The organism is Thioalbus denitrificans, assembly GCF_003337735.1.
GTDB classification, from domain to species: domain Bacteria; phylum Pseudomonadota; class Gammaproteobacteria; order DSM-26407; family DSM-26407; genus Thioalbus; species Thioalbus denitrificans.
On the sequence record NZ_QPJY01000002.1, the window covers coordinates 706620 to 726654 of the forward strand.

Below are 20035 nucleotides of genomic sequence, written 5' to 3' on the forward strand. Positions count from 1 at the left end.
TGTCCATGTGGTCACAGCGTCAGAACAAGTGCTTCACCAATCCGAGGATGCCCTGTTTCCACGGTACCCGGTGGGAAATGCCGGTGGTTCCGCGGTACTCGTCCCGGTGGGCCAGGTACCACTCGTAGTTGCGGATCAGGGCGTCCCGGTTGGAGTACTGCGGCCGGAACCCGAGCCGGCTCTCGATGCGTTCGATGGAGACGAAGCTGTCCTCGGCGGCCGTTTCGTAGACCCACCGGTAGAGGGGCGAGAGATGCAGGCGCTCGAGCAGCTTCAGGGTCCAGATCACCGGCCGGGCGGGAAACCCGATGATTTTCCTGCCGAAGCCCGCCCGGTCGAGGACCGCCTGGAAGTTCTCGCGCATGGTCCCGAACTCCCGCGCCCCCACGTTGAAGGTGTCGTTGACCCTGTCCTCGTCGTCGGCGGTGGCGCAGAGCTCGATGGCCGTGCACAGGTCCTCCACGTCGAGCAGCTGGTAGCGGTTGTTTCCGGAACCGAGCACCGGGAAGTTCCGCCCCTCGGCGGCCCAGCCGTAGAGCAGCGCGAAGACACCCAGCCGCTCCGGGCCGACGAAGGTCTTGGGCCGGAGCACGGGAACGCACAACCCCCGGCCGCGGTATTCCCGGCACAGGGCCTCGGCCCGGATCTTCGCCTCGCCGTAGGGACCGACCCCCTCGATGCGGTCGTCCTCGCGCAACGGGTGGTGGTCGGGGATGCCGTAGACGGCCGTGGAGGAGATGTAGATGAAGCGGGACACGCCGAAATCGAGCGCGCTCTCCAGCAGGATGCGGGTGCCGTCCACCTCGGTGGAGAGGATGTTGTCCTCGCTGTCCAGCGGCAGGGCCGCGGCGCAGTGCACCACCAGGTCCACCCCCGCCATGGCCTGCTCCACCGTCTCGCGATCGCGGATATCGCCCTGGACCACCTCCACCGCGTCGCGCTCGGGGTAGTCGAAGGGGGCGATGTCGAGGGAGCGCACCCGCTGCCCGTGGGCCAGCAGGTGGCGGCAGAGATTGATGCCCAGGAAGCCCGCGCCGCCGGTGACCAGATAGAGGGAAGAGGTCATGGACATTACCTGTGGGTGACGAGTGTCATGCCGAGGACGAGCAGCACCAGGCCCGTCACCTGGGTTGCCGACACCGGCTCCCGCAGCAGGAGGATGGACACGGTCACCACGATGAAGAGGCTGCCCCCCATCATCACCGGGTAGGCGACGGAGAGGTTCAGTCGGCTGAGCGCGGCGGCGTAGAACACAACGTTCAGGGCGAACAGGGCCAGCCCCGCCAGCAGCTGGTAGTTGACCAGCAGACGACCGGCGAATCCCGGCTCGCCGAGCGCGCCCAGGCGCCCCGCGCCAAGCTTCAACAGGATGTTGGCGACGGCGTTGAAGGTGAGCGCGACTGTGAGCAGCAGGTATCCCATCACACCCTTGTCCCTGTCAGCGAAACGGCACGATGGCCAGCCGGCGAAACCGGCCGGAAGGCCTACAGGAAAGTATAGGTGGTGGCCGATTGGCTGCAGCCAACCGGGTTTCAGTCATCCGGCCACCCGCACTATGTTTGATTGAGTATGGACAGGATTTACGGGATTTCTCAGGATTGACAGGATGTTTCCCTCAGGGTTGAGGGGCTGCGGGTATATGCGGGTTCGGGGTTCTGGCCGGTAGCCCCATCGCCCGGGGCGGGTCTCCCACAGGCTTCGGTCGGGCTGCAATGACCCTTCACCCTTCACCCTTATCCATCATCCATTACCCCCATCAAACCAGCCGCGCGTTGATCACCTCCACCGTCCCCACGCCGGTTCCCAGCATGCGCAGGGTCTGGCGGACGGCGAGACGGTCCATGTTTTCCGCTTCGGGGTCGCGGTGGATCATGCTCACCCGCAACTCGATGCGCAGGGTGTCGGGGGTGTAGTGGCGGGTCAGGTTGTCCAGGGCGTTGGGCTGGCTGGGACGGATGGTGGGCATGCTGAAGGCCTGCGGGGTGACGGCCTCCACGGCCACGGTGGAGAAGACGCTGCGCAGGCGGCGGGTGATCTCGCTGCGGGCGTACTGGGCGGAAAACCAGGCGATGTCGTCGGCGGCCTGGATGAGTTCCGGGTCGATGCCCCCCTGGCGGCGGAAGAAGTCGAGTGGCGGGTAGTAGCCCAGGCGGTTGGTGCGGGTGTACTCGTCCACCTGGCGGGCCAGCTCGCCTCCCACCACTTCGGGCGAGGCGGCCAGGTGCTGGGCGTAGACCGCGGTGGGCACCGTCAGCTGCAGGACGAGGGAGACCCGGGCAATGTGAATCTGCGACATGGTCTAGTGTACTGCGCCACTGCGCAGGCGGCACAGCGACCCATAGGTGGACGATCGTTCGTCAAACAGACCCACTCTGCGCCTCAGAATCAGCTCCATCTGTTCCCGCTCTTCCACTCGGCTCGCTACGATCGCTCAAGTCCGACAGGCGCCTGGGCGCGCCCGCGCAGCACGCGGAGATGCTCCAGGACCGGACCGGTGACCGGCTCCAGCTTGCGCCGCATGAGTGAGCCGATGGCGTCGGTGCCGGCGAAGATGGAGCGCAGCACCGGCTCGCCCAGGCGCGCCAGCACCAGCAGCGCCTCCAGCTCTGCCTCCAGTCCGGGGAGTGCGGCGCGGAACGCGGCCAGGCCCTCCGGCCAGCCCTCCTGCCCGGGGTCCGCCCGGCCGCCGGCCAGGGCCGCGGCGGTCTGCGCGAGGGCATCCATGTCCCCGCCCACGGGTCGCGCCGGCGCGATGGACTCGAAGTAGCCCGCGATGGCCTCGAACAGCCCCAGCACCACCTCCTGGTTGGGGGGCTTGCGGATCACCGTCTCGGCGGTGTCGAGGAAGGCCTGGCCGGGGCCGCTGAAGACCCGTTGCAGGGCTGCGGCATAGGGATTCCCCGCCTCCGCCAGCGATTCCAGGGCGGCACCCGCCTCCCCCGGCTCCCGCGGCGCCGCCGCCTCCGGCAGGTTGTCGGGGGTGGTGGCGAGAAAGCCCACCAGGTAGGCGTTCTTGCGTTTGCCGCGGCTCCAGAGCAGCTCGACCTGGGCGTCGTTGATGAGCCCGGGCTGGAGGACCAGCCGCACGCTCTCCATCACCAGGGCGGGATCCTCCTCGAAGGGCAGGAACTCCACCAGGTACCCGGCCAGCTCCGGACCCATGCTGCCGGCGGCCACCGCGGGGCACGCCAGCATCCGCCGCGCCACCTCGGCATCGGGGTAGGCCCACCAGACCCGCCGCGCCAGCTCGTCGCTGAGGTTGGGCGAGCAGGCCACCGCCACCACCGCCTCTGGCTCGCCCAGCTTGAGCATGTCCTCCAGGCGCACGCCGGAGATCTGGCCCATGCGCGTCCAGCGGCGCAGGAACACCGGGTAGCCCTCGGGGGAGCCGAGCACCTGCCCGGAGAGCAGCTCGCGCACCCGGCGCACGTAGAGCTCGTCGCGGCAGTTGGGATTGAGCTTGACCTTCGCCTCGCCGGTTTCGGCCAGTCCGTAGAGGGTCATGGAGGATTCATCGATGCGCACCGCCTGCAGCTGCTGGGCCAGCAGGACATTGAGGCGCAGGTTGTCTTCCGGGGAAAGTTCCATCATGTCAGTTTTGGATTCTGCCTTCGACCGGCACCGGGCCGGTTCTGTGATGGTGATGCATGGCAGATGTCGGGTGCCGTGTTCACACCTTATCAAGGGGCGGCCGCGTTGTCTCCGCGCCTCCCGCCGGCGCTTTCGCGACAGACCCGGCCGAACCGTCCCGGGGCGGGTCTCCCATGGGCTTCAATCAGTCCTTATCCCCCGTAGGAGCGGCATCCTGCCGCGATGGGCGTTGCCACCGGACCATTCCCCCCCGTAGGAGCGGCATCCTGCCGCGATGGGCGTTGGCACCGGCCGGTTCGCGGCTGGAAGCCGCTCCTACGGGGGAGGGGGCATCGCCAAGGGGGGAAACGTTCAACCGGCGACATCAATTGAGCTGGATGCGCTGGCCCCAGGGCACCTTGTGCTTGCCCTTCACCAGCCAGATGACCGGGAACAGGGGCGGATGCTTCGGAAACTCCCCCTCCGCGTCGGTGAAGTAGAGCATCAGGTCGGGACGGTGGCCCTCCCGCTCGATCCACTCGAAGGGGGGCTTGAAGCTGGTGCCGCCGCCGCCGGTGAACTCCCGCGGCAGGCTGAACTCCTCCCAGGGCTCGTACTCCCAGGGGCCGTCCTCCACCATCCCGGCGTCACAGGCGTGGAGCAGCACCCGGGCGCGCATCTGGCCCTTGATGGCGTTCACCTCGGCCAGGAACTCGGTCATCTCGCCTTCGCTGATGGAGCCGCTGACATCGAGTATCACCGCCACGTTGAGCTGGCTGCTGCGCAGGCTCGGGTGGATGGCGTCGCCCTCCCGCCGGGACGGGCGGAAGTAGCTGAAGTCCTCGCGCCCCTCGGCGGTCATGTAGCGGGCCAGCAGCATGCGCCAGGGGAGCTGGGGCTGCAGCAGGTGCTCCACCATGCGCGCCATGGCGCCGCCGAGCTTGCCCGCCTGCATGGCGGTCTGGGCCGCGCCCGCCAGACGCTGCTGCCACTGGGTGCTGAGGGCTTCGGTCTCCGTGGGGCTGAGCGGAGGCGGCTGGGGCGCGCCACCGCCTTCGCTGTCCTCCTCGGCCTGCTCGCCGCCCTCCTCCGGCCCGGACCCCCGGTCGCCGCCCTGGTCGGGCTGCTCACCCTGCTCCCGGTCCTCGTCGTGCTCGGTCCGGCTATCGTTCCGCCCCTGGCCCTTGCCGCTCTCCTGCTCGTCGTCGTAGACGTGCCGGTCCATGGGCTCGTCGGAGTTGTTCTCGTCGATGTAGGGATAGATCTCCTCCGCCGTCATCCCCTCGTAGCTCTCCTCGAACAGCGCGCCGGGCGGCGGGGTGAGACCGTCGTTGACGAGCAGCGGGTTGACGGCGAAGTCGCAGGCCACGTCCCAGCGGAACTTGTTGCGGTGCAGGCGCCGGGCGAAGTGGGAGAGCGCGCAGTGCAGGGCCTCGTGGGCCAGCACGAACTGGGTCTGGTCGAGGCTGAGGGCGTCGATGTAGTCGGGGTTGTAGTAGAAGCTGCGTGCATCCGTCGCAGTGGTCTGGCACCACTTCGGATCCGCCTCGATCATCGGCAGCCGCAGCACCAGCGCCCCCAGGAACGGCTTGTCCAGGACCAGGCGCGTGCGGGCCGCGCTGAGCTTCGTCTCGATGTCTCTTTTCATGGTTTGTTGTGAAATGGACAGGATTTACAGGATTCACAGGATTAATGGGGCAACCGTGCGGTGTGGCCACGCGTTCCCGGCTGATAGCGCAAGAACTTTTTGCGCACCTCGACACTGGGTCCGAAGTTGAGGAGCAATCCCACATCTGTCCCCGTGGCCGTGAGGTAGTTGACCAACTGTACCTCGTGTTCCGTCGTTATTCGTCGGACCGCCTTCAGTTCACAGAGGATTCGCCCTTCCACCAGGAGATCGGCAAAATACTCGCCAATCACCTCACTTCCGTACATGACCTTGAGCGGCACCTGCTGAGACACCTCCAGCCCGCAGCCCCGCAGTTCTATGACCAGCGCGTTTTCGTAGACCTTCTCGAGGAAGCCTGCACCCAGCACATTGTGCACCTTGAAAGCGCAACCAATGATCCGGTGCGTCAACTCCCGGTCCCGGGTTCCATCCATGGCGCCCTCCGAGTGTACGAATTCTCCGGATATGGCCGGATAACCGATTGCTCTCCCCTACTCACCAGTGCTTCGCCTCACGATCTCCCCAGCAGGCGCATCAGAATACTGAGAAGCGGGGGCGACCAATAACCAGGCCGGAGTTCCGACACGAAAATCCAGTCAATCCTGTAAATCCTGTCTATTCCCCCATTCACTGTTCAAAAAGCATCACGTCGGCCACCGCCTTGGCCCAGTCGTTGAACTGGGGAACCCGGAAGATGTCCTGGCCGATGGCGCGGTGCATGTCGGAGACGAGCATCACCCCCATTTCGCGGTGGGGGAAGCGGCCGGCGTAGTCGAGGATGCGGCCCCAGGTCTCCTGGGCGTCCTCGCGGGTGCGGGCGCGGATGGACTGGGCCACCAGGGCGCTGGCCACGGCGTACTGGAGATCGGTGTCCCTCGGCACCGGCACCTCCTCGCCGCGGAGGATGGCGTCGATGTCGGGCAGCCGGTCGAGGTTCTCCACGAAGGCGGCCAGCTCGATGCCGGCGGCATCCCCGACGCAGGCCTGCAGGGCGCGGGTCATGAGGTCGGGCACGTCGGCGAACTTCTGCAGGGCGCGGTGGGCGAACTCCCAGGAGCGCGGCGAGGGAAAGGCCACCGGGTTGTGGGCCGGGTCGAAGGAGAACAGCAACTCGGGCCGGAAGCGCAGGAAGGCGATGAGCCGGTCGTCGATGTCGTTGGCGTAGGCCCAGGCCACCCAGTCGTCCAGGTGCGCCTCCACCTCGAAGTGGGAGAAGCGGTTGGCCAGCGGGGCGGGCATGGAGTAGGTGACGCCGCGGTCGCCCTGGCGGTTGCCGGCGGCGAAGATGGCCCAGCCGGCGGGCACCTCGTACTCCCCCAGCTGCCGGTCGAGGATCAGCTGGTAGGCGGCGGCGGAGACGCTGGGCGGGGCCGAGGTGATCTCGTCCAGGAACAGGATTCCCTCCGCGCCGTGGCGCTCCACGTCCGGCAGGAGGGCCGGCACCGCCCACACCACGTGCTCGCCGGAGCGGAACGGGATGCCGCGGAGATCGCTCGGCTCCATCTGCGAGAGCCGGATGTCGATCACCGGCACATCATGCTTCGCGGCCACCTGGGCCACCATCTGCGACTTGCCCACGCCGGGCGGGCCCCACATCATCACCGGGGTGTGGTGTCCGGTGCGGGTCCCGAGGAACTCGCGGTCAAGAATGGTCAGGACCTGTGCCGGGCGCATGCCTCCTCCGTCGTCTGCTTATAAGAATTGGATTGAATACCAATATTACCTATTCCTTACTGTTTTTGTCAGTCTAGTGCGAACTTTTTCCACGCTGCATGCGGCGGTGCAGCGGCGCGGGCTCGCCGGTGGCTCGCCAGCGGCGGTAGTCCTCCAGGATGAGCCCGTGGTCGAAGACGGTGTCGCGCGGCAGCGCCTCGGCCGCGTGCACCTCCACCGCCGCCGCGTCGTCCCCCGCCTTCGGCTCGCCCCGGGCGGTGGCCACGTAGACTGGACTCACGGTATGCCCGCGCGGGTCCCGCGCCGGGTCGGAGTAGCAGCCGAGCAGGACCCGCAACGTGACCTCGAGACCGGTCTCCTCCCGCGCCTCGCGGATGGCGGCCGCCTCCAGGGTCTCGCCCACGTCCACGAACCCGCCCGGCAGCGCCCGCCCCAGGGGCGGATGGCCGCGGCGGATGAGGACCACGGGCCGCCCGGGCCGATCCTCCAGCTCGATGATGATGTCCACCGCCACGCGCGGGGTCACCGGTGCCGCCATCGTTCACTCCTCTTCAACCGGACATCTCCAACGCTCTGCTAGTATCTTTTCAGGAACCGCAGATTAACGTTATTTGCGTTGATTTTCCGGTGCGCCCCATCCGGACGTCCACTTGACTCGTACCTCGTAGAGTCAGCCCGGGGGCCCCGGAATGGTTAATGCAGAATCTGCGAAAATAAGCGTAATCTACGGTTTATATAGTCTTTTTCACAGGTTAACCGGAATGATAGACCTCAAGCGACTGCTGGCGCTGATGATGGAGCGCAACGCCTCGGACATCTTCCTGAGCGTGGGCGCGCCCATCCATATCAAGATCGAGGGGGTGATGAGCCCCATTACCGACGCGCCCCTGCCGCCCGGCTCCGTGGAGGCGCTGGCGCAATCCATCATGAACCCGCGCCAGGCGGAGGCGTTCCACGAGCGCCCGGAGATGAACCTGGCGCTGGCCGGCGAGCACGGGGGACGCTTCCGGGTCAACATCTACCGCCAGCGGGGCGAGGTCTCCATGGTGGTGCGCTACCTCAAGGAGGTCATCCCGAGCCTGGAGGAGCTGAACCTGCCGCCCATCCTCAAGCAGCTGGTGATGGATCCCCGCGGGCTGGTGCTGGTGGTGGGCGCCACCGGCTCGGGCAAGTCCACCACCCTCGCCTCCATGATCAACTACCGCAACCAGCAGACGACCGGCCACATCGTCACCATCGAGGATCCCATCGAGTATGTCCACAGCTACCAGCGCTCGGTGGTGGAGCAGCGCGAGGTGGGCTTCGACACCCTCTCCTACGCCGATGCCCTGAAGAACGCCATGCGCGAGGCGCCGGACGTCATCCTCATCGGCGAGGTGCGCGATCGGACCAACATGGAGCACGCCGTGGCCTACGCCGAGACCGGCCACCTCTGCCTCACCACCCTGCACGCCAGCAACGCCCACCAGGCCCTGGAGCGCATCGTCACCTTCTTCCCCGAGTCCATGCACCGGCAGCTGTTCATGGACCTGTCGCTGAACCTGCGCGCCATCGTCTCCCAGCGCCTCATCACCGGGGTGGACGGGAAGCGGGTGCCGGCGATGGAGATTCTCATCAGTTCCCCGCGCATTGCCGACCTGATCCAGAAGGGCGAGATCGAGCTGGTGCGCTCGGCCCTGGAGAAGAGCCCGGTGGAGGGCACCGTCACCTTCGACCGCTACCTGTTCCAGCTCTACATGGCCGGCAAGATCAGCCGCGAGGAGGCTCTGCGCAATGCCGAGTCGGCCAACAACCTCGCCCTGCTCATCCGCCTCCAGGGCGGGCGCAAGGCGATGCAGGACGAAGAGGGCATGAGCCTGGTGCAGGAGGAGAAGCCCGGGAACGTCATCGAGGGCTGAGGGGGGGGTGAATGGACAGGATTTACAGGATTTTTCGGGCACGTACCGGGTAACCTTTCGCGCCATGCGTTCAATGGGACTGCCCAATCAATTCTCACCACGAAGGGCACGAAGAAGGGCGTGAAGGGGGGTAATGGTTTCTCGGAGGCATCGGTCAGGCTGCAATGATTCGTTGCCGGTTTTCAGTTTTCAGTTTTCAGTTTTCAGTTTTCAGTTTTCAGTTTTCAGTTTTCAGTACGAGCATGCGCCCGGGCACCGGCCAATGCCCCATCGCCCCGGGGGCGGGCCTCCCACAGGCTTCGCTCCGGCCGCCGGGGAGTGAAACCCTTGTGGGAGGCGCGCCCTCGCGGCGAGTTATGAAATGGACAGGATTTACTGGATTTTTCAGGATTGACAGGATTTTCTGTGGTTCGGGGCGGCTTGCCGGAAGAAGCGGGATGCAGAACCCCGAGGCCGTGCTGGAAGAGATTGCCCGTCAACTCGAACGCCGCACACCCCCTCCCCAACCCTCCCCCTGAGGGGGAGGGAGCAAATGCCGGACATTGCCCAAACCGCCTGCCCGGGCTGCGGCACGGCCGGCTCCCCCTCCCCTCGCGGGAGGGGGTTGGGGGAGCGGGTCAACCCGAACGCCGCATACCCCCAACCCTCCCCCTGAGTGGGAGGGAGTAAAAGCCCGAGCCACGCGGCCGGGCTGCGGCACGGCCGGCTCCCCCTCCCCTCGCGGGAGGGGGTTGGGGGGAGGGGGAATATATCAACCCGAACAAAGCGGTTCGTTCCTCACCGCATCCTGCAATGGCTGTAAATCCTGTTAATCCTGTCTATTCCCGTCTTCCAGGGAAGCCCCTCAGGCCGAATAGTCGGCGATGCCCGGGTTCCCCTCCACGTTCTTCAGCTTCGGGGTGTTGATCTTCTTCAGGCTGACGGTCTTCTGGTCGCGGAGATAGGTGGCGACCGTCTCCCAGATGGGCTCGCCGGGGGACTGGGAGCCGACGGTGGCCCAGCCGGCCACCTTGTACTTCTTCGAGGCCTCGATGGGGGTGCCGTCATCCAGCTGCATGGCCTGGATGCGCTGGCCCATCTCCGCGGCGGGGTCGCAGACGTAGTCGAGGCCGCCCAGGCGGACCATGTCGCCGCCCTGCTGGTAGTAGGGGTCGTTGTTGAAGAGGTTGTCGCAGACATCCTCGAGGATGAGCTTGATCTCCTCGCCGGTCATCTCCCGGGCGTAGGTCTCCGGGTAGGTGATGCAGGTCTGGTCGAGGACGTTGTCCATGGTGATGGCGTCGCCCGGCAGGACGGTGGTGCCCCAGCGGAAGCCGGGCGAGAGGGAGATCTGGGCGTCGTTCACCGCGCGCAGGGCGTCGCAGATCAGCTGGTCGAAGGTGCCGTTGAAATTGCCGCGACGATAGAGGACGGTGTCGGCCACCGCCAGCTTCTCCTCCAGCTTGTCCTTGTAGGGAGCGCGCACCTCGGCGATGTAGGCCGCCATTTCGGCGTCCGGCTCGATGAGGTTGGAGAAGATGGGGGCGAGGCGGTAGCGGAAGTCGCGCACCCGGCCGTCGCGCACGTCGAGGTCCAGCACGCCGAGGAACTTGCCGTTGGAGCCGGCGTTGCAGACCAGGGTCTGGCCCGAGGCGTTCTTGACGATGGTCGGGGCCGGCATGCCGTCGTGGGTATGGCCGCCGAGGACCACGTCCACGCCGGTGACGATGGAGGCCATTTTCAGGTCCACGTCCATGCCGTTGTGGGAGATGACCACCACCAGGTCGGGCTTCTCGGTTTCGCGCACCTGGTTGACCAGGCTCTGCAGGGCCTCGTCGCGAATGCCGAAGGTCCAGTTGGGGATGAAGCGCTGGGGATTGGCGATGGGGGTATAGGGGAAGGCCTGGCCGATGACCGCCACCTTGGCCCCGCCCACGTTGCGCAGGGTGTAGGGCTTGAAGGCGTGGCCGGTGTCCTCGTCGAAGACCGGAACGCCCTCGAACAGCGCCTCCTCGCGCACCTTCACGTTCTGGGCGACGAATTCGCCGGAGAAGGCCTCGATGTTCTTCAGCACCTCCTCCTCCAGGTAGGTGAACTCCCAGTGACCGGTCATGATGTCCACGCCCAGCCGGTTGCAGGCGCCCACCATGTCCATGCCGCGGGTCCACAGGGCGGTGCCGGAGCCCTGCCAGGTGTCGCCGCCGTCCAGCAGCAGGCTGTTGCCGTCGCCGCGCTCGGCGCGCAGGCGCTTGACCAGGGTGGCCAGGTGCGCGAAGCCGCCCACGCGGCCGTACTGCCGCGCCGCCTCCTCGAAGTTGAGGTAGGAGTAGGCGTGGGCGTCCATGCCGCCGGCCTCGATGCCGAAGTGCTTCAGCAGCGCCTCACCCACCAGGTGGGGAGCCTTGCCGAACGCATCGCCGATGCCGATGTTCACGTTGGGCTCGCGGAAGTAGACCGGGTTGAGCTGGGCGTGGGTGTCGGTGATGTGCATCAGGCACACGTTCCCGAATTTCGGGATCTCGTAGGGATCCGAGGGGCCTTTCATGGCGCCCAGCACGGTGCGCGGCAGCATGCCGGCGGCACCGGCCAGGCCGAGGAGTCGCAGGAACTCGCGGCGGTTCAGGGACATCTTCTTCCTCCTGGGGCAGTTTGTTATATGAATTTCGTGTCAGGTTTGCATGATCCGGCATGGCCGGATTAATCCGGCCCTACACACTCCTGCTGATGGGTGATGAGTCATGGGTGATGGGAGAAAAACGGCGCCTTACTAATCACTCATCACTCATCACTCATCACTCATCACTCATCACTCATCACTCATCACTCATCACTCATCACTCATCACTCATCACTCATCACTCATCACTCATCACTCATCCGTGCCAGAACCTACCAGAAAACCGGTTCACGCCCCATCACCCATCACCCATCACACATCACCCATTGCCCATCACCCATTGCCCATCATAAAAAAAGGCCGGCCACCTGCGGTTCCACCATCCGCTTTACGGTGACCGGCTCTCAGCAGCTTGCTGTCAATCGCTAAGGAATCGTTACCGCCCTGTCAGGGCTTGATGTAGGTGTAACCCATGGCCTGCAGGCGGGAGAGCTCGGCCACGCCGCTGGGCACGATATCCTCTTCGTAGACGTCGAAGAGGTCGGTCTTGTAGTCGATCTTCCGGCCCACCAGGGTGTTGTTGCAGACCTGGAACTTCACGTTCTGGCTCTTGAGGCTCACCACCTTGCTTTCCATGTCGGCGTCCTCCTTGGCGTATTTCAGCAGGGAAACGCCATTGCCATGCATCACGATCGCAACCTCGATGTTCTCGGCACCCACGGCGTTGATGTGGTTCTGGATGTTGCGCATGGCGCCGATCTGCTGCTTCTGGTTGTCGTAGTTGATGTGGTAGACCACCTTCTGCTTGCCGTAGCGCTCGTTGGCGATGGCGGCGGTCCCGGCGGTCAGCAGGAATACGGCGGTGAACAGCAGGGTCATCACTCGGGTCATGGTTGTTCCTCCGTCTGGCAGTTGAACTGCTCGTTGTCTGTTTTCTGAATGGGGCACCCTCACCAAAGCAATTGACATGCCAGGCTTGTAATTCAGTCGATTCAATGGGTTGGAACACCCGGCATTGCATAGCGCATTCGCCGGATGTTGCAGGTTGCAGCAGGTTTGCAGAATTCGGCAGGGAAAAGCCGGGGACCGCCGGAAGCGAGGCTAGGAGTCTGTCGGACTTGAGGCTGATCTACTGCGCCGGCGGGACAGCGGCCCATATGAGCCCGATTTTTCGTTACATAGACCCACTAAGCGCCTCAAAATCGGGCCCATCTGTCCTCGCTCTCCCACTCGGCTCGCTACGATCGCTCAAGTCCGACAGGCTTCTAGGCCTCTTCCACGGTGCGCAGCTTGCGCCAGAGGGTGGTGCGGTTGATGCCCAGTATCTCCGCGGCCTGGCGCTGGTTGCCGCCGACGCTGTCGAGCACTTCGCGGATATAGCGCAGCTCCATCTCCTCCAGGGTCTCCGGCGAGCCGCCACCAGGACCGAAGACATTGGCGGGCCGGGCGGCCGGCGCGGCCGGCTCGTCCAACGGCTCGAGGTGATCGCCGTCGGACATGATGACGCAGCGCTCGACGAAGTTGCGCAGCTCGCGCACGTTGCCTTCCCAGGGGCGCTGCTGGAGCCGCTGCAGCACCGATCCCGTGAAGTGGCGTACCGGACGATCGTACTTGTGGGCGAACTCCTCGGCGAAGCGGCGCACCAGGAGCGGGATGTCCTCGCGCCGCTCGGCCAGGGAGGGGATGGCCAGGGTGACCACGTTGAGCCGATGGTAGAGGTCGTGCCGGAATTCGCCCCGGGCCACGAGGGCGGCGAGATCGCGGTTGCTGGCGGCGATGAAGCGGGCGCGGATGGGAATCACCTCGGTGCCGCCCACCGGGGTCACGGTGCGCTCCTGCAGTACCCGCAGCAGCTTCACCTGCATGGCGTCGGAGATGTTGCCGATCTCGTCGAGGAACACGGTCCCCGCCCCCGCCGACTCCAGCAGCCCGGTGCGGTCCCGCTCGGCACCGGTGAAGGCGCCCTTGCGGTGGCCGAAGAGCTCGCTTTCCAGCAGGGTGTCGGCGATGGCGCCACAGTCGATGACCGTGAATGGCTCGTCACTGCGCGGCCCGCGCTCGTGGATGGCCCGCGCCACCAGTTCCTTCCCCACCCCCGAACCGCCCTGGAGGATGACGCAGCAGTCCACGGCGGCGAGCTTGTCGATCATGCGGTTGACCTCGTCCATGGCCGGGGATTCCCCCGCCATGTCCCGCGCCCCCTTCTCCCGCTGCAGGCGCTGCTTCAGGCGGCGGTTCTCGGCACTCACCGCGGAGAAGCGCAGGGTGCGCTGGATGGCCATGTCCAGCTCGCGCAGCTCGTAGGGCTTCTTGAGGAAGTCGGCCGCGCCGGCCTGCATCGCCTGCACGGCCCGCTCCACCGTGCTCTGTCCGGTGATGGCGAGGATGGGCAGCTGGGAGAACCGCTCGGCGAGGGTGCGGATGAGCTCGAAGCCGTCCATGCCGGGCATGTTGAGATCGGTGAGCACGAGCGCCGGCACCTGCCGCTCGAGGGCCTCGAGGCACTCGGTGGCGGAGGTGAACACCTCGCAGCGGTAGCCGAGGCGTTCACCGGCACGCAGGAACAGGCGGTTGGCAACGGTGTCGTCGTCGACGAAATAGAGCAGCGGACGCTCAGGCATTCACCGCCTCCGGCAGGCGCTCATGCCCGGAGCCGGACTGGGCCAGCGGGAGCGCGAACCAGATGGAGAGGCCGCCGCCGGGACGCGGCTCGGCGCTCATGCGCCCGCCATGGCGCTGGACGATGGAGTAGCTCACCGAGAGCCCGAGACCCGTGCCCTGGCGATCCTGCTTGGTGGAGTAGAAGGGCTCGAAAATGCGCGCGAGCTGGCTCTCGGGAACGCCCTCGCCGGTGTCCTCGATCCGGCAGCGCAGCCGGCCGTCCACCTGATCCAGGGTCACTTCCACCCAGCCGCCGGAGGGCGTGGCCTGGATGGCGTTGAGCAGGACGTTCACCAGCACCTGCTGCAGCTGGCCGGGGTCACCCTCCACGGGGGGCAGTTCTCCCGGCGGGGCGAAACGCAGCAGCACGCCGGCGCTGCGGGCGCGGCGGGCCAGCAGGCGGATGCTCTCCTGCACCAGGCGCGGCAGCTCCACCCGGGTGAGGGTCGGCGGCCGCGGCCGGCCGAAGTCCAGCAGTCCCTGGACGATGTCGGCGCAGCGGCGCTGCTCCTGGCGCAGCACCTCGAGGTCCTCGAGCAGGACGCGGGGATCGACCCCCTCCTTCACCGCCTGCTCCATCAGCTCGGCCAGCCCGGTCATGTTGTTGAGGGGGTTGTTGATCTCGTGGGCGACCCCGGCGGCCAGCTCGCCCACGGTGGCCATCTTGGCCGCCTGGCAGGCCACGGCCTCGGCCCGCTCCCGATCCTGCTCGGCCCGCGCCAGGGTATCGATGAGATAGTTGTAGGCCCGCCCCGCCTGGCCGATCTCGTCCTTGCGGCTGTCCCGGTAGCGGACCCGCTCGCCGTCGGCGTAGCGGGTGATGATCTCGGCCAGGTGCTGTACCGGCCGGGCCATGCGCACCGCCGCCCAGCGCGCCAGCAGCAGGCACAACAGCACGGCCACGCCCAGCAGCGCCCAGATGGTCTGGCTCACCTCCATGACCGGCGCGAGCACCTCGGCCCGGTCGCGCTGGACCACCAGCAGCCACTGGTTCGCGCGGTCCTGGTAGGGCTGGACCTTGCGATAGAAAACCAGCCGCTCGCCGAGTTGCAGCATGCCCTCGGCGGGACCCGCGGCGATGTCGCGCCAGGCCGCGTTCCCCAGGTCGGCGGAGAGCCGGTCCGGGATCCCGATCTGGTTGCCGAAGCGCTTGTTGCGGTCGGAGTGGAACAGGTAGACGCCGTCGCGGTCGGGGTCGGCGGGGGCGAGCTCGGCCATCTGCACCCGGCCGTCATAGGCGCCGAGGGTGCTGGTGATGATCTCGTCGATGCGGCTGCCCCACATGTTCACCACCAGGTAGCCGGCCAGCCGGCCCTCCACGTTCAACGGTGTCATGTAGCGGACCATGGAGGGGCAGAACTCCGCCTCCGGAGCGACCTGGCCCAGCTCGAAGTTGGACATGCCCACATCGCCGGGCCGCAACGCCGCCGCCACGGTCTGGAAGAAGGGGCGCTCGCCCTGGTGGGCGATGATGCCCCGGCCCTGGGCGTCGTGGGTCACGGGCGGGATGATCTTGCCCTCCTTGACCTTGGCCAGGGTGCGGCCGGAGGTGTCGAACACCCGCAGCCCCTGGATGCTGGGGACGGCCGCCTGGTAGTTGAGGAAGAAGCGCTGCAGCTCCTCCTTGCGCTCCATGTAGCGGGGGGAGTCGCCCGGCTCGCCCAGCACCTCGGCGAAGTGCTGCACGGAGGGGACGGCCGCCAGGCCGCGGACCACCGACTTCTGGGCGTTGATCAGCGTGTCGAGCTCGCCGGCCAGCTTGTCCAGGCCGGCCAGCACCTCGCGCCCGGCCCGCTCCTCCAGGGAGCGCTTGTTGCGCTCCACGACACCGAACTGGAGCACCAGGAGGGGCACCAGGGTGAGGGTACCGAGGACCAGAAACAGCTTGCGACGCAGTTGCATAGCGCAACATTAAGCCGAATCGGGGAATGGGCGCAAGTCCCAGTGCGGTTGTAGGGTTTTCGGCTCGTCAGGGGACGGGGCGAAGGGATTCCGTGTTCAGTGTTCAGTGTTCAGTGTTCAGTGTTCAGTGTTCAGTGTTCAGTGTTCAGTGTTCAGTGAGTGCGTGAGTGCGTGAGTGCGTGACCCCTCACCCCTCACCCCTCACCCCTCACCCCTCACCCCTCACCCCTCACCCCTCACCCCTACTTCAGCTCCACCTCGAAATCGAGCTGGTGGGAGGAGGAGAAGAGGCCGTCGCGTTCCACGCTCACCGCAATCCGGTCGCCGGGTTTGCGGTCGAGCAGGGCAATCTTGATGTCCGCGTAGTCGTTGACGTCGAAGCCGTCCACGCTGAGGATGCGATCGCCCTTGTGGATGCCGGCGGCGGCGGCGCCGCTCCCGGTGTCCAGCTTGCCGACGTAGACGCCCTCCTCCCGGTCATCGAGGAATACACCCATGAGTCCGCCGCGGGGCAGCTCCTCCTCGGGACGGATGAGCACATAGTCGCCGGCCTCGGGGGTCAGGGCCGCCTCCACGCCGTTGAGCACGATGAGGCGCTTGTCCGGAACCCGCCGCTGCAGGCGATCGGGGATCCCCGAACCGTACATGACGTGGCCGGAGCCGGCCAGGATCACCATGCTCCGGCCCGGGTTCGCGCGCAGCCAGTTGGCCGCGGTCTCGGCCATACCCTCGTCCCAGAGCAACTGGGCGCTGACGAAGTTCTCGAAGCTGCGCTCGTCGCTGCGGGCATGAATTTCGAAGATCTTCCGCAGCCGTTCCCGGTAGGCGGTATCGCTGCGGTCGATCTCCGCCGGCAGGCTGGCGCGCTCCTCCGGCGTCAGCGACTGGAACCCGCCCTCCGCCACCTTCCGGGTCAGCTCGGCGGGAACGTTGAGGGCGATGACCGGTATGCGGTTTTCGCGGGCGTACTGCAGGATGGGACGGTAGAGGCGGTAGTCGAAACGCCAGCGCTTGTAGTACTCGGTCTCCCGCAGGAAGGTGCGCTCGTCGATCTCGCCGGCGATATAGCGATCCAGCACCGACTGGAACGGCCACTGGAAGAACTCCATGCCGATGGCCAGGTCCGGCTTGCCCTGGTGGAGGCTGCGGATGATCTCGAGCTGGTTGAGGTGCTGCTCGTAGCGGTCATGGCTCTCCCCCACGTAGACCACCCGTACCTTGGACAGGGGCCAGATGATGCCCTCCAGCGTGGTGACGCTCTTGAGATCCAGGGCCCGGGCCCGGTGTCCCGCGGCCAGCGCCTCGAAATCGGGATTCACGTCCGGCGTCAGCACCTCCGCCCCGCCCTCCTCCGCGGCGGCGGCAGGCGTGGCGAACAGGGGCGGGCTGGAAAGCACGCCTATCAGGACAGCCAGGGCTGCGGGTATCGTTCTGGACACGCTGTTCTCCTGTTCGGGCCGCACTGACGGGCCCGGTCGGGGTCTGTAAAGGGGATTGTCACCTCAACTGTAGACAACGGACCATGGTCGGGGTTCGTGTGGCCGCCCCGGGGCCTGCGGGCCGGGGGTCCCACGGTCCGCACAATGCGGCCTGAACATACATCAGAAGCACCCGAACCACGCGGGTCATGCGCATCCACCACGGAGACACGGAGGGTGACAGGGCGGGTGAATGCGTTATCTTCAGGGGTGATTGCGGCAGCTGATGAGCGGCAATGACATTCACCTGGTTCTCTCCGTGGGCTCCGTGTCTCCGTGGTGAGGGCTACAATCCGGTTTTGCCGTAGTGTACTGGTTATCACCATGCTCGCACGTTTCATCCTGATCATCGGTCTCGCCCTGGCGGCCACGCCCGCCGTGGCTCTGGAGGTGGTGCACCACGACCTGGACGTGCGGCTGGAACCGGAGGCCGGCACCCTCCAGGTGCGCGCCACGCTCAGCCTCCCCGATACGGCTGGAGACCGGGTCGGGTTCCTGCTCCACGCCGGTCTCGACCCGCAGCCGGAGACGCCCGGCGCGCGCATCACCCAAACCCGGCTGTCCGCTGACGGTTCGGTGGCGACCTACCGCCTGGATCTGCCGCCCGGGGTCCGGCGGATCACCCTGCGCTACGGCGGGAGCATCCGCCACGGCGTGACCCGCGGCAACGAGGATGTGGGACGCGAGCGGGCCTCGAGCCGCGGCAACATCGGCCCGGAAGGGGTGTTCCTCGATGGAGCGGCGGCCTGGTATCCCTATCTGCCGGAGACGCTGCAGGCCTTCACCCTGAAGGTGGACCTGCCGGCGGGCTGGCTGGCGGTGAGCCAGGGCGCGGGACCGGGCGCGGAGACCGAGGGGAAGCGGATCCGGGTCCGCTGGCGGGAGGAACAGCCCCAGGACGACATCTACCTGGTGGCGGCCCGGTGGACCCTCTACCGGCACCCCGGCGACGTGGCCGAGGGCCAGGTCTACCTGCGGGAGCCGGACCCGGCGCTGGCGGAGACCTACCTGGCGGCTACGGAGGCCTACCTGGCGCGCTACAGCGCCCTCCTCGGCCCCTACCCCTACGCGAAGTTCGCCCTGGTGGAGAACTTCTGGCAGAGCGGCTACGGGATGCCCTCCTTCACCCTGCTGGGCTCGCAGGTGATCCGGCTGCCCTTCATCGTGCACACCTCCTACCCCCACGAGATTCTCCACAACTGGTGGGGCAACAGCGTCTACATCGACTATGCGCACGGCAACTGGGCCGAGGGCCTGACCACCTATCTCGCCGACCACTGGCTGGCCGAGGAGCGGGGCGAGGGGGCGGAGTACCGGCGCACGGCACTGCAGCGCTATGCCGACTCCGCCGCGGGCGAACGGGACTTTCCCCTCGCGGAGTTCCATGGCCGCCACGGGGGCTCCACCCAGGCGGTGGGCTACGACAAGGGGATGATGCTCTACCACATGCTGCGCCTGAAGCTGGGCGACCCGGTGTTCGTGGCCGGCCTGCGCCGCTTCTACGCCGAGAACCGCTTCCGCACGGCCGGCTTCCCCCAGCTGCGGAAAGCCTTCGAAACGGTTTCCGGGCAGGACCTTTCCGGGTTCTTCCGCCAGTGGGTGGCGGAGAGCGGAGCGCCGCAACTGGTGCTGGACCGGATTGCGGCCGAGCCGGCGGCGGCCGGCTGGGAGCTCCGCTTCCGGCTGCGCCAGGCCCAGGCGGGCTTTGCCTACCGGCTCGATGTGCCTTACGCGCTCACCCTGACGGGGGAAGCCGCGCCGCGCTCCGGCCGGGTGGAGATGACGGGGCCCGAGGCGACGGTGCGACTGGAGTTGCCCGGGCGCCCCCTGTTCCTGGCGGTGGACCCCCGCTTCGATCTCTTCCGCCAGCTTGCGCCCAGTGAACGCCCGCCGGCCCTGGGCCGTGTGCTGGGCGCCGAACGGCTGCTGCTGGTGCTGCCGGCAGCGGCCCCGGAGCCGCTGCGCGGGGCCTACCGCGCGCTGGCGCAGGCCTGGGCGGAGGGCCAGCCGCAGGTGCGGATCGTGGAGGACGCCGATCTGCAGCGGCTGCCGGTCGGCTCGGCGGTGTTCCTGTTCGGCCGCGAGAACCGCTTCCTGCCCGCTTTCCGGAAGGCATTGACCGGCGCCGCCCTGGACGGGGAGGGCCTGCGCCTGGACGAACGGCGCTACCCCCTGTCGAGCCACAGCCTCGTGCTCACCGCCCGGGATGGCGCGGATCGGGTGCTGGGCTGGTTCGGCAGCGAGGACCCCGCCATGGTGAAGGGGCTGGCGCGGAGGGTTCCCCACTATGGCAAGTACGGCTACCTCGCCTTCGGCAACGACGACGGGCGCAACGTGCTCAAGGGCCAGTGGCCGGTGACCCGGTCGGTCCTGCAGGTCCCGCTCGCGCCCGGCGCCGGTGGCGCATCCCTCCCGCCGCGTCCGCCGCTGGCCATTCCCTGAGCCACCGTCCTTCGGAACGGCACGGGGCATACGAGGAGGAACCGACCGCGGCCACCCCGTCCCGCCGCGCCGTTTTATGACCTCCCGCAAGGTTCCGCAGACCCGGTTGGAATAAGGTAATGTGAGGACAGGAACCTACCAGGTC

General features: G+C 67.0%; 15 protein-coding genes. 2 read left to right on the forward strand and 13 right to left on the reverse strand.

All coding sequences use genetic code 11. The annotated features are described in order from the left end of the window. Positions 1-19: 19 nt before the first annotated feature. The 8 genes from DFQ59_RS07810 to DFQ59_RS07845 all read right to left on the reverse strand — a co-directional run bounded on the left by DFQ59_RS07810 (position 20) and on the right by DFQ59_RS07845 (position 7451). Positions 20-1066: an NAD-dependent epimerase/dehydratase family protein gene (locus tag DFQ59_RS07810; protein WP_114279223.1), complete on the reverse strand. Its 1047-nt coding sequence runs from the start codon at positions 1064-1066 to the stop codon at positions 20-22. Between the two features lie 5 nt (positions 1067-1071). After that, positions 1072-1422: a hypothetical protein gene (locus DFQ59_RS07815; RefSeq protein ID WP_114279095.1), complete on the reverse strand. Its 351-nt coding sequence runs from the start codon at positions 1420-1422 to the stop codon at positions 1072-1074. Positions 1423-1756: 334 nt separating this feature from the next. Beyond that, complete coding sequence (locus DFQ59_RS07820) at positions 1757-2296, reverse strand: hypothetical protein (protein WP_114279096.1); 540 nt, start codon at positions 2294-2296, stop codon at positions 1757-1759. Positions 2297-2421: 125 nt separating this feature from the next. Continuing rightward, complete coding sequence (locus DFQ59_RS07825) at positions 2422-3591, reverse strand: sulfur reduction protein DsrS (protein ID WP_342768432.1); 1170 nt, start codon at positions 3589-3591, stop codon at positions 2422-2424. Positions 3592-3955: 364 nt separating this feature from the next. Then, positions 3956-5218: a vWA domain-containing protein gene (locus DFQ59_RS07830; RefSeq protein WP_114279097.1), complete on the reverse strand. Its 1263-nt coding sequence runs from the start codon at positions 5216-5218 to the stop codon at positions 3956-3958. A gap of 41 nt (positions 5219-5259) precedes the next feature. Beyond that, complete coding sequence (locus tag DFQ59_RS07835) at positions 5260-5673, reverse strand: GxxExxY protein (RefSeq protein WP_114279098.1); 414 nt, start codon at positions 5671-5673, stop codon at positions 5260-5262. A 193-nt stretch (positions 5674-5866) separates the two neighbouring features. Next, complete coding sequence (locus tag DFQ59_RS07840) at positions 5867-6913, reverse strand: AAA family ATPase (RefSeq protein ID WP_114279099.1); 1047 nt, start codon at positions 6911-6913, stop codon at positions 5867-5869. Between the two features lie 73 nt (positions 6914-6986). Further along, entirely contained in the window at positions 6987-7451 is a 465-nt protein-coding gene (locus tag DFQ59_RS07845) for an NUDIX domain-containing protein (RefSeq protein WP_114279100.1), read from the reverse strand. Between the two features lie 223 nt (positions 7452-7674). Here DFQ59_RS07845 and DFQ59_RS07850 point away from each other — a divergent pair, with 223 nt between their 5' ends. Next, positions 7675-8811 (forward strand): PilT/PilU family type 4a pilus ATPase, encoded by a 1137-nt coding sequence (locus DFQ59_RS07850; RefSeq protein ID WP_114279101.1) that lies wholly within the window; start codon positions 7675-7677, stop codon positions 8809-8811. An 844-nt stretch (positions 8812-9655) separates the two neighbouring features. Here the strand turns inward: DFQ59_RS07850 and soxB are convergent. The 5 genes from soxB to DFQ59_RS07880 all read right to left on the reverse strand — a co-directional run bounded on the left by soxB (position 9656) and on the right by DFQ59_RS07880 (position 17409). Beyond that, positions 9656-11419 carry a thiosulfohydrolase SoxB gene (gene soxB / locus DFQ59_RS07855; protein WP_114279102.1) on the reverse strand — a complete coding sequence of 588 codons (1764 nt, stop codon included), beginning with the start codon at positions 11417-11419 and terminating at the stop codon, positions 9656-9658. Positions 11420-11854: 435 nt separating this feature from the next. Further along, positions 11855-12298 carry a DsrE family protein gene (locus tag DFQ59_RS07865; RefSeq protein WP_211314821.1) on the reverse strand — a complete coding sequence of 148 codons (444 nt, stop codon included), beginning with the start codon at positions 12296-12298 and terminating at the stop codon, positions 11855-11857. A gap of 374 nt (positions 12299-12672) precedes the next feature. Next, complete coding sequence (locus DFQ59_RS07870; protein WP_114279104.1) at positions 12673-14028, reverse strand: sigma-54-dependent transcriptional regulator; 1356 nt, start codon at positions 14026-14028, stop codon at positions 12673-12675. Next, the gene (locus DFQ59_RS07875; RefSeq protein WP_114279105.1) at positions 14021-15970 is read right to left on the reverse strand and encodes a sensor histidine kinase; all 1950 of its coding nucleotides are present in this window, start codon (positions 15968-15970) and stop codon (positions 14021-14023) included. The genes DFQ59_RS07870 and DFQ59_RS07875 overlap by 8 nt, the downstream gene beginning before the upstream one ends. Positions 15971-16212: 242 nt before the next feature. Beyond that, positions 16213-17409 carry a ChaN family lipoprotein gene (locus tag DFQ59_RS07880; RefSeq protein ID WP_170142082.1) on the reverse strand — a complete coding sequence of 399 codons (1197 nt, stop codon included), beginning with the start codon at positions 17407-17409 and terminating at the stop codon, positions 16213-16215. Between the two features lie 363 nt (positions 17410-17772). On the opposite strand from DFQ59_RS07880, the gene DFQ59_RS07885 reads away from it, so the two are divergent. After that, on the forward strand, positions 17773-19890 hold the full coding sequence (locus DFQ59_RS07885; RefSeq protein WP_170142083.1) for a M1 family metallopeptidase: 2118 nt from the start codon (positions 17773-17775) through the stop codon (positions 19888-19890). The last annotated feature ends 145 nt before the right edge of the window (positions 19891-20035 follow it).

Excerpts from the sequence above, each read along its gene's own strand:
- DFQ59_RS07810 (WP_114279223.1), bottom strand. The coding sequence starts at position 1,066 with ATGACCTCTTCCCTCTATCTGGTCACCGGCGGCGCGGGCTTCCTGGGC.
- DFQ59_RS07815 (WP_114279095.1), bottom strand. The coding sequence starts at position 1,422 with ATGGGATACCTGCTGCTCACAGTCGCGCTCACCTTCAACGCCGTCGCC.
- DFQ59_RS07820 (WP_114279096.1), bottom strand. The coding sequence starts at position 2,296 with ATGTCGCAGATTCACATTGCCCGGGTCTCCCTCGTCCTGCAGCTGACG.
- DFQ59_RS07825 (WP_342768432.1), bottom strand. The coding sequence starts at position 3,591 with ATGATGGAACTTTCCCCGGAAGACAACCTGCGCCTCAATGTCCTGCTG.
- DFQ59_RS07830 (WP_114279097.1), bottom strand. The coding sequence starts at position 5,218 with ATGAAAAGAGACATCGAGACGAAGCTCAGCGCGGCCCGCACGCGCCTG.
- DFQ59_RS07835 (WP_114279098.1), bottom strand. The coding sequence starts at position 5,673 with ATGGATGGAACCCGGGACCGGGAGTTGACGCACCGGATCATTGGTTGC.
- DFQ59_RS07840 (WP_114279099.1), bottom strand. The coding sequence starts at position 6,913 with ATGCGCCCGGCACAGGTCCTGACCATTCTTGACCGCGAGTTCCTCGGG.
- DFQ59_RS07845 (WP_114279100.1), bottom strand. The coding sequence starts at position 7,451 with ATGGCGGCACCGGTGACCCCGCGCGTGGCGGTGGACATCATCATCGAG.
- DFQ59_RS07850 (WP_114279101.1), top strand. The coding sequence starts at position 7,675 with ATGATAGACCTCAAGCGACTGCTGGCGCTGATGATGGAGCGCAACGCC.
- soxB (WP_114279102.1), bottom strand. The coding sequence starts at position 11,419 with ATGTCCCTGAACCGCCGCGAGTTCCTGCGACTCCTCGGCCTGGCCGGT.
- DFQ59_RS07865 (WP_211314821.1), bottom strand. The coding sequence starts at position 12,298 with ATGACCCGAGTGATGACCCTGCTGTTCACCGCCGTATTCCTGCTGACC.
- DFQ59_RS07870 (WP_114279104.1), bottom strand. The coding sequence starts at position 14,028 with ATGCCTGAGCGTCCGCTGCTCTATTTCGTCGACGACGACACCGTTGCC.
- DFQ59_RS07875 (WP_114279105.1), bottom strand. The coding sequence starts at position 15,970 with ATGCAACTGCGTCGCAAGCTGTTTCTGGTCCTCGGTACCCTCACCCTG.
- DFQ59_RS07885 (WP_170142083.1), top strand. The coding sequence starts at position 17,773 with ATGCTCGCACGTTTCATCCTGATCATCGGTCTCGCCCTGGCGGCCACG.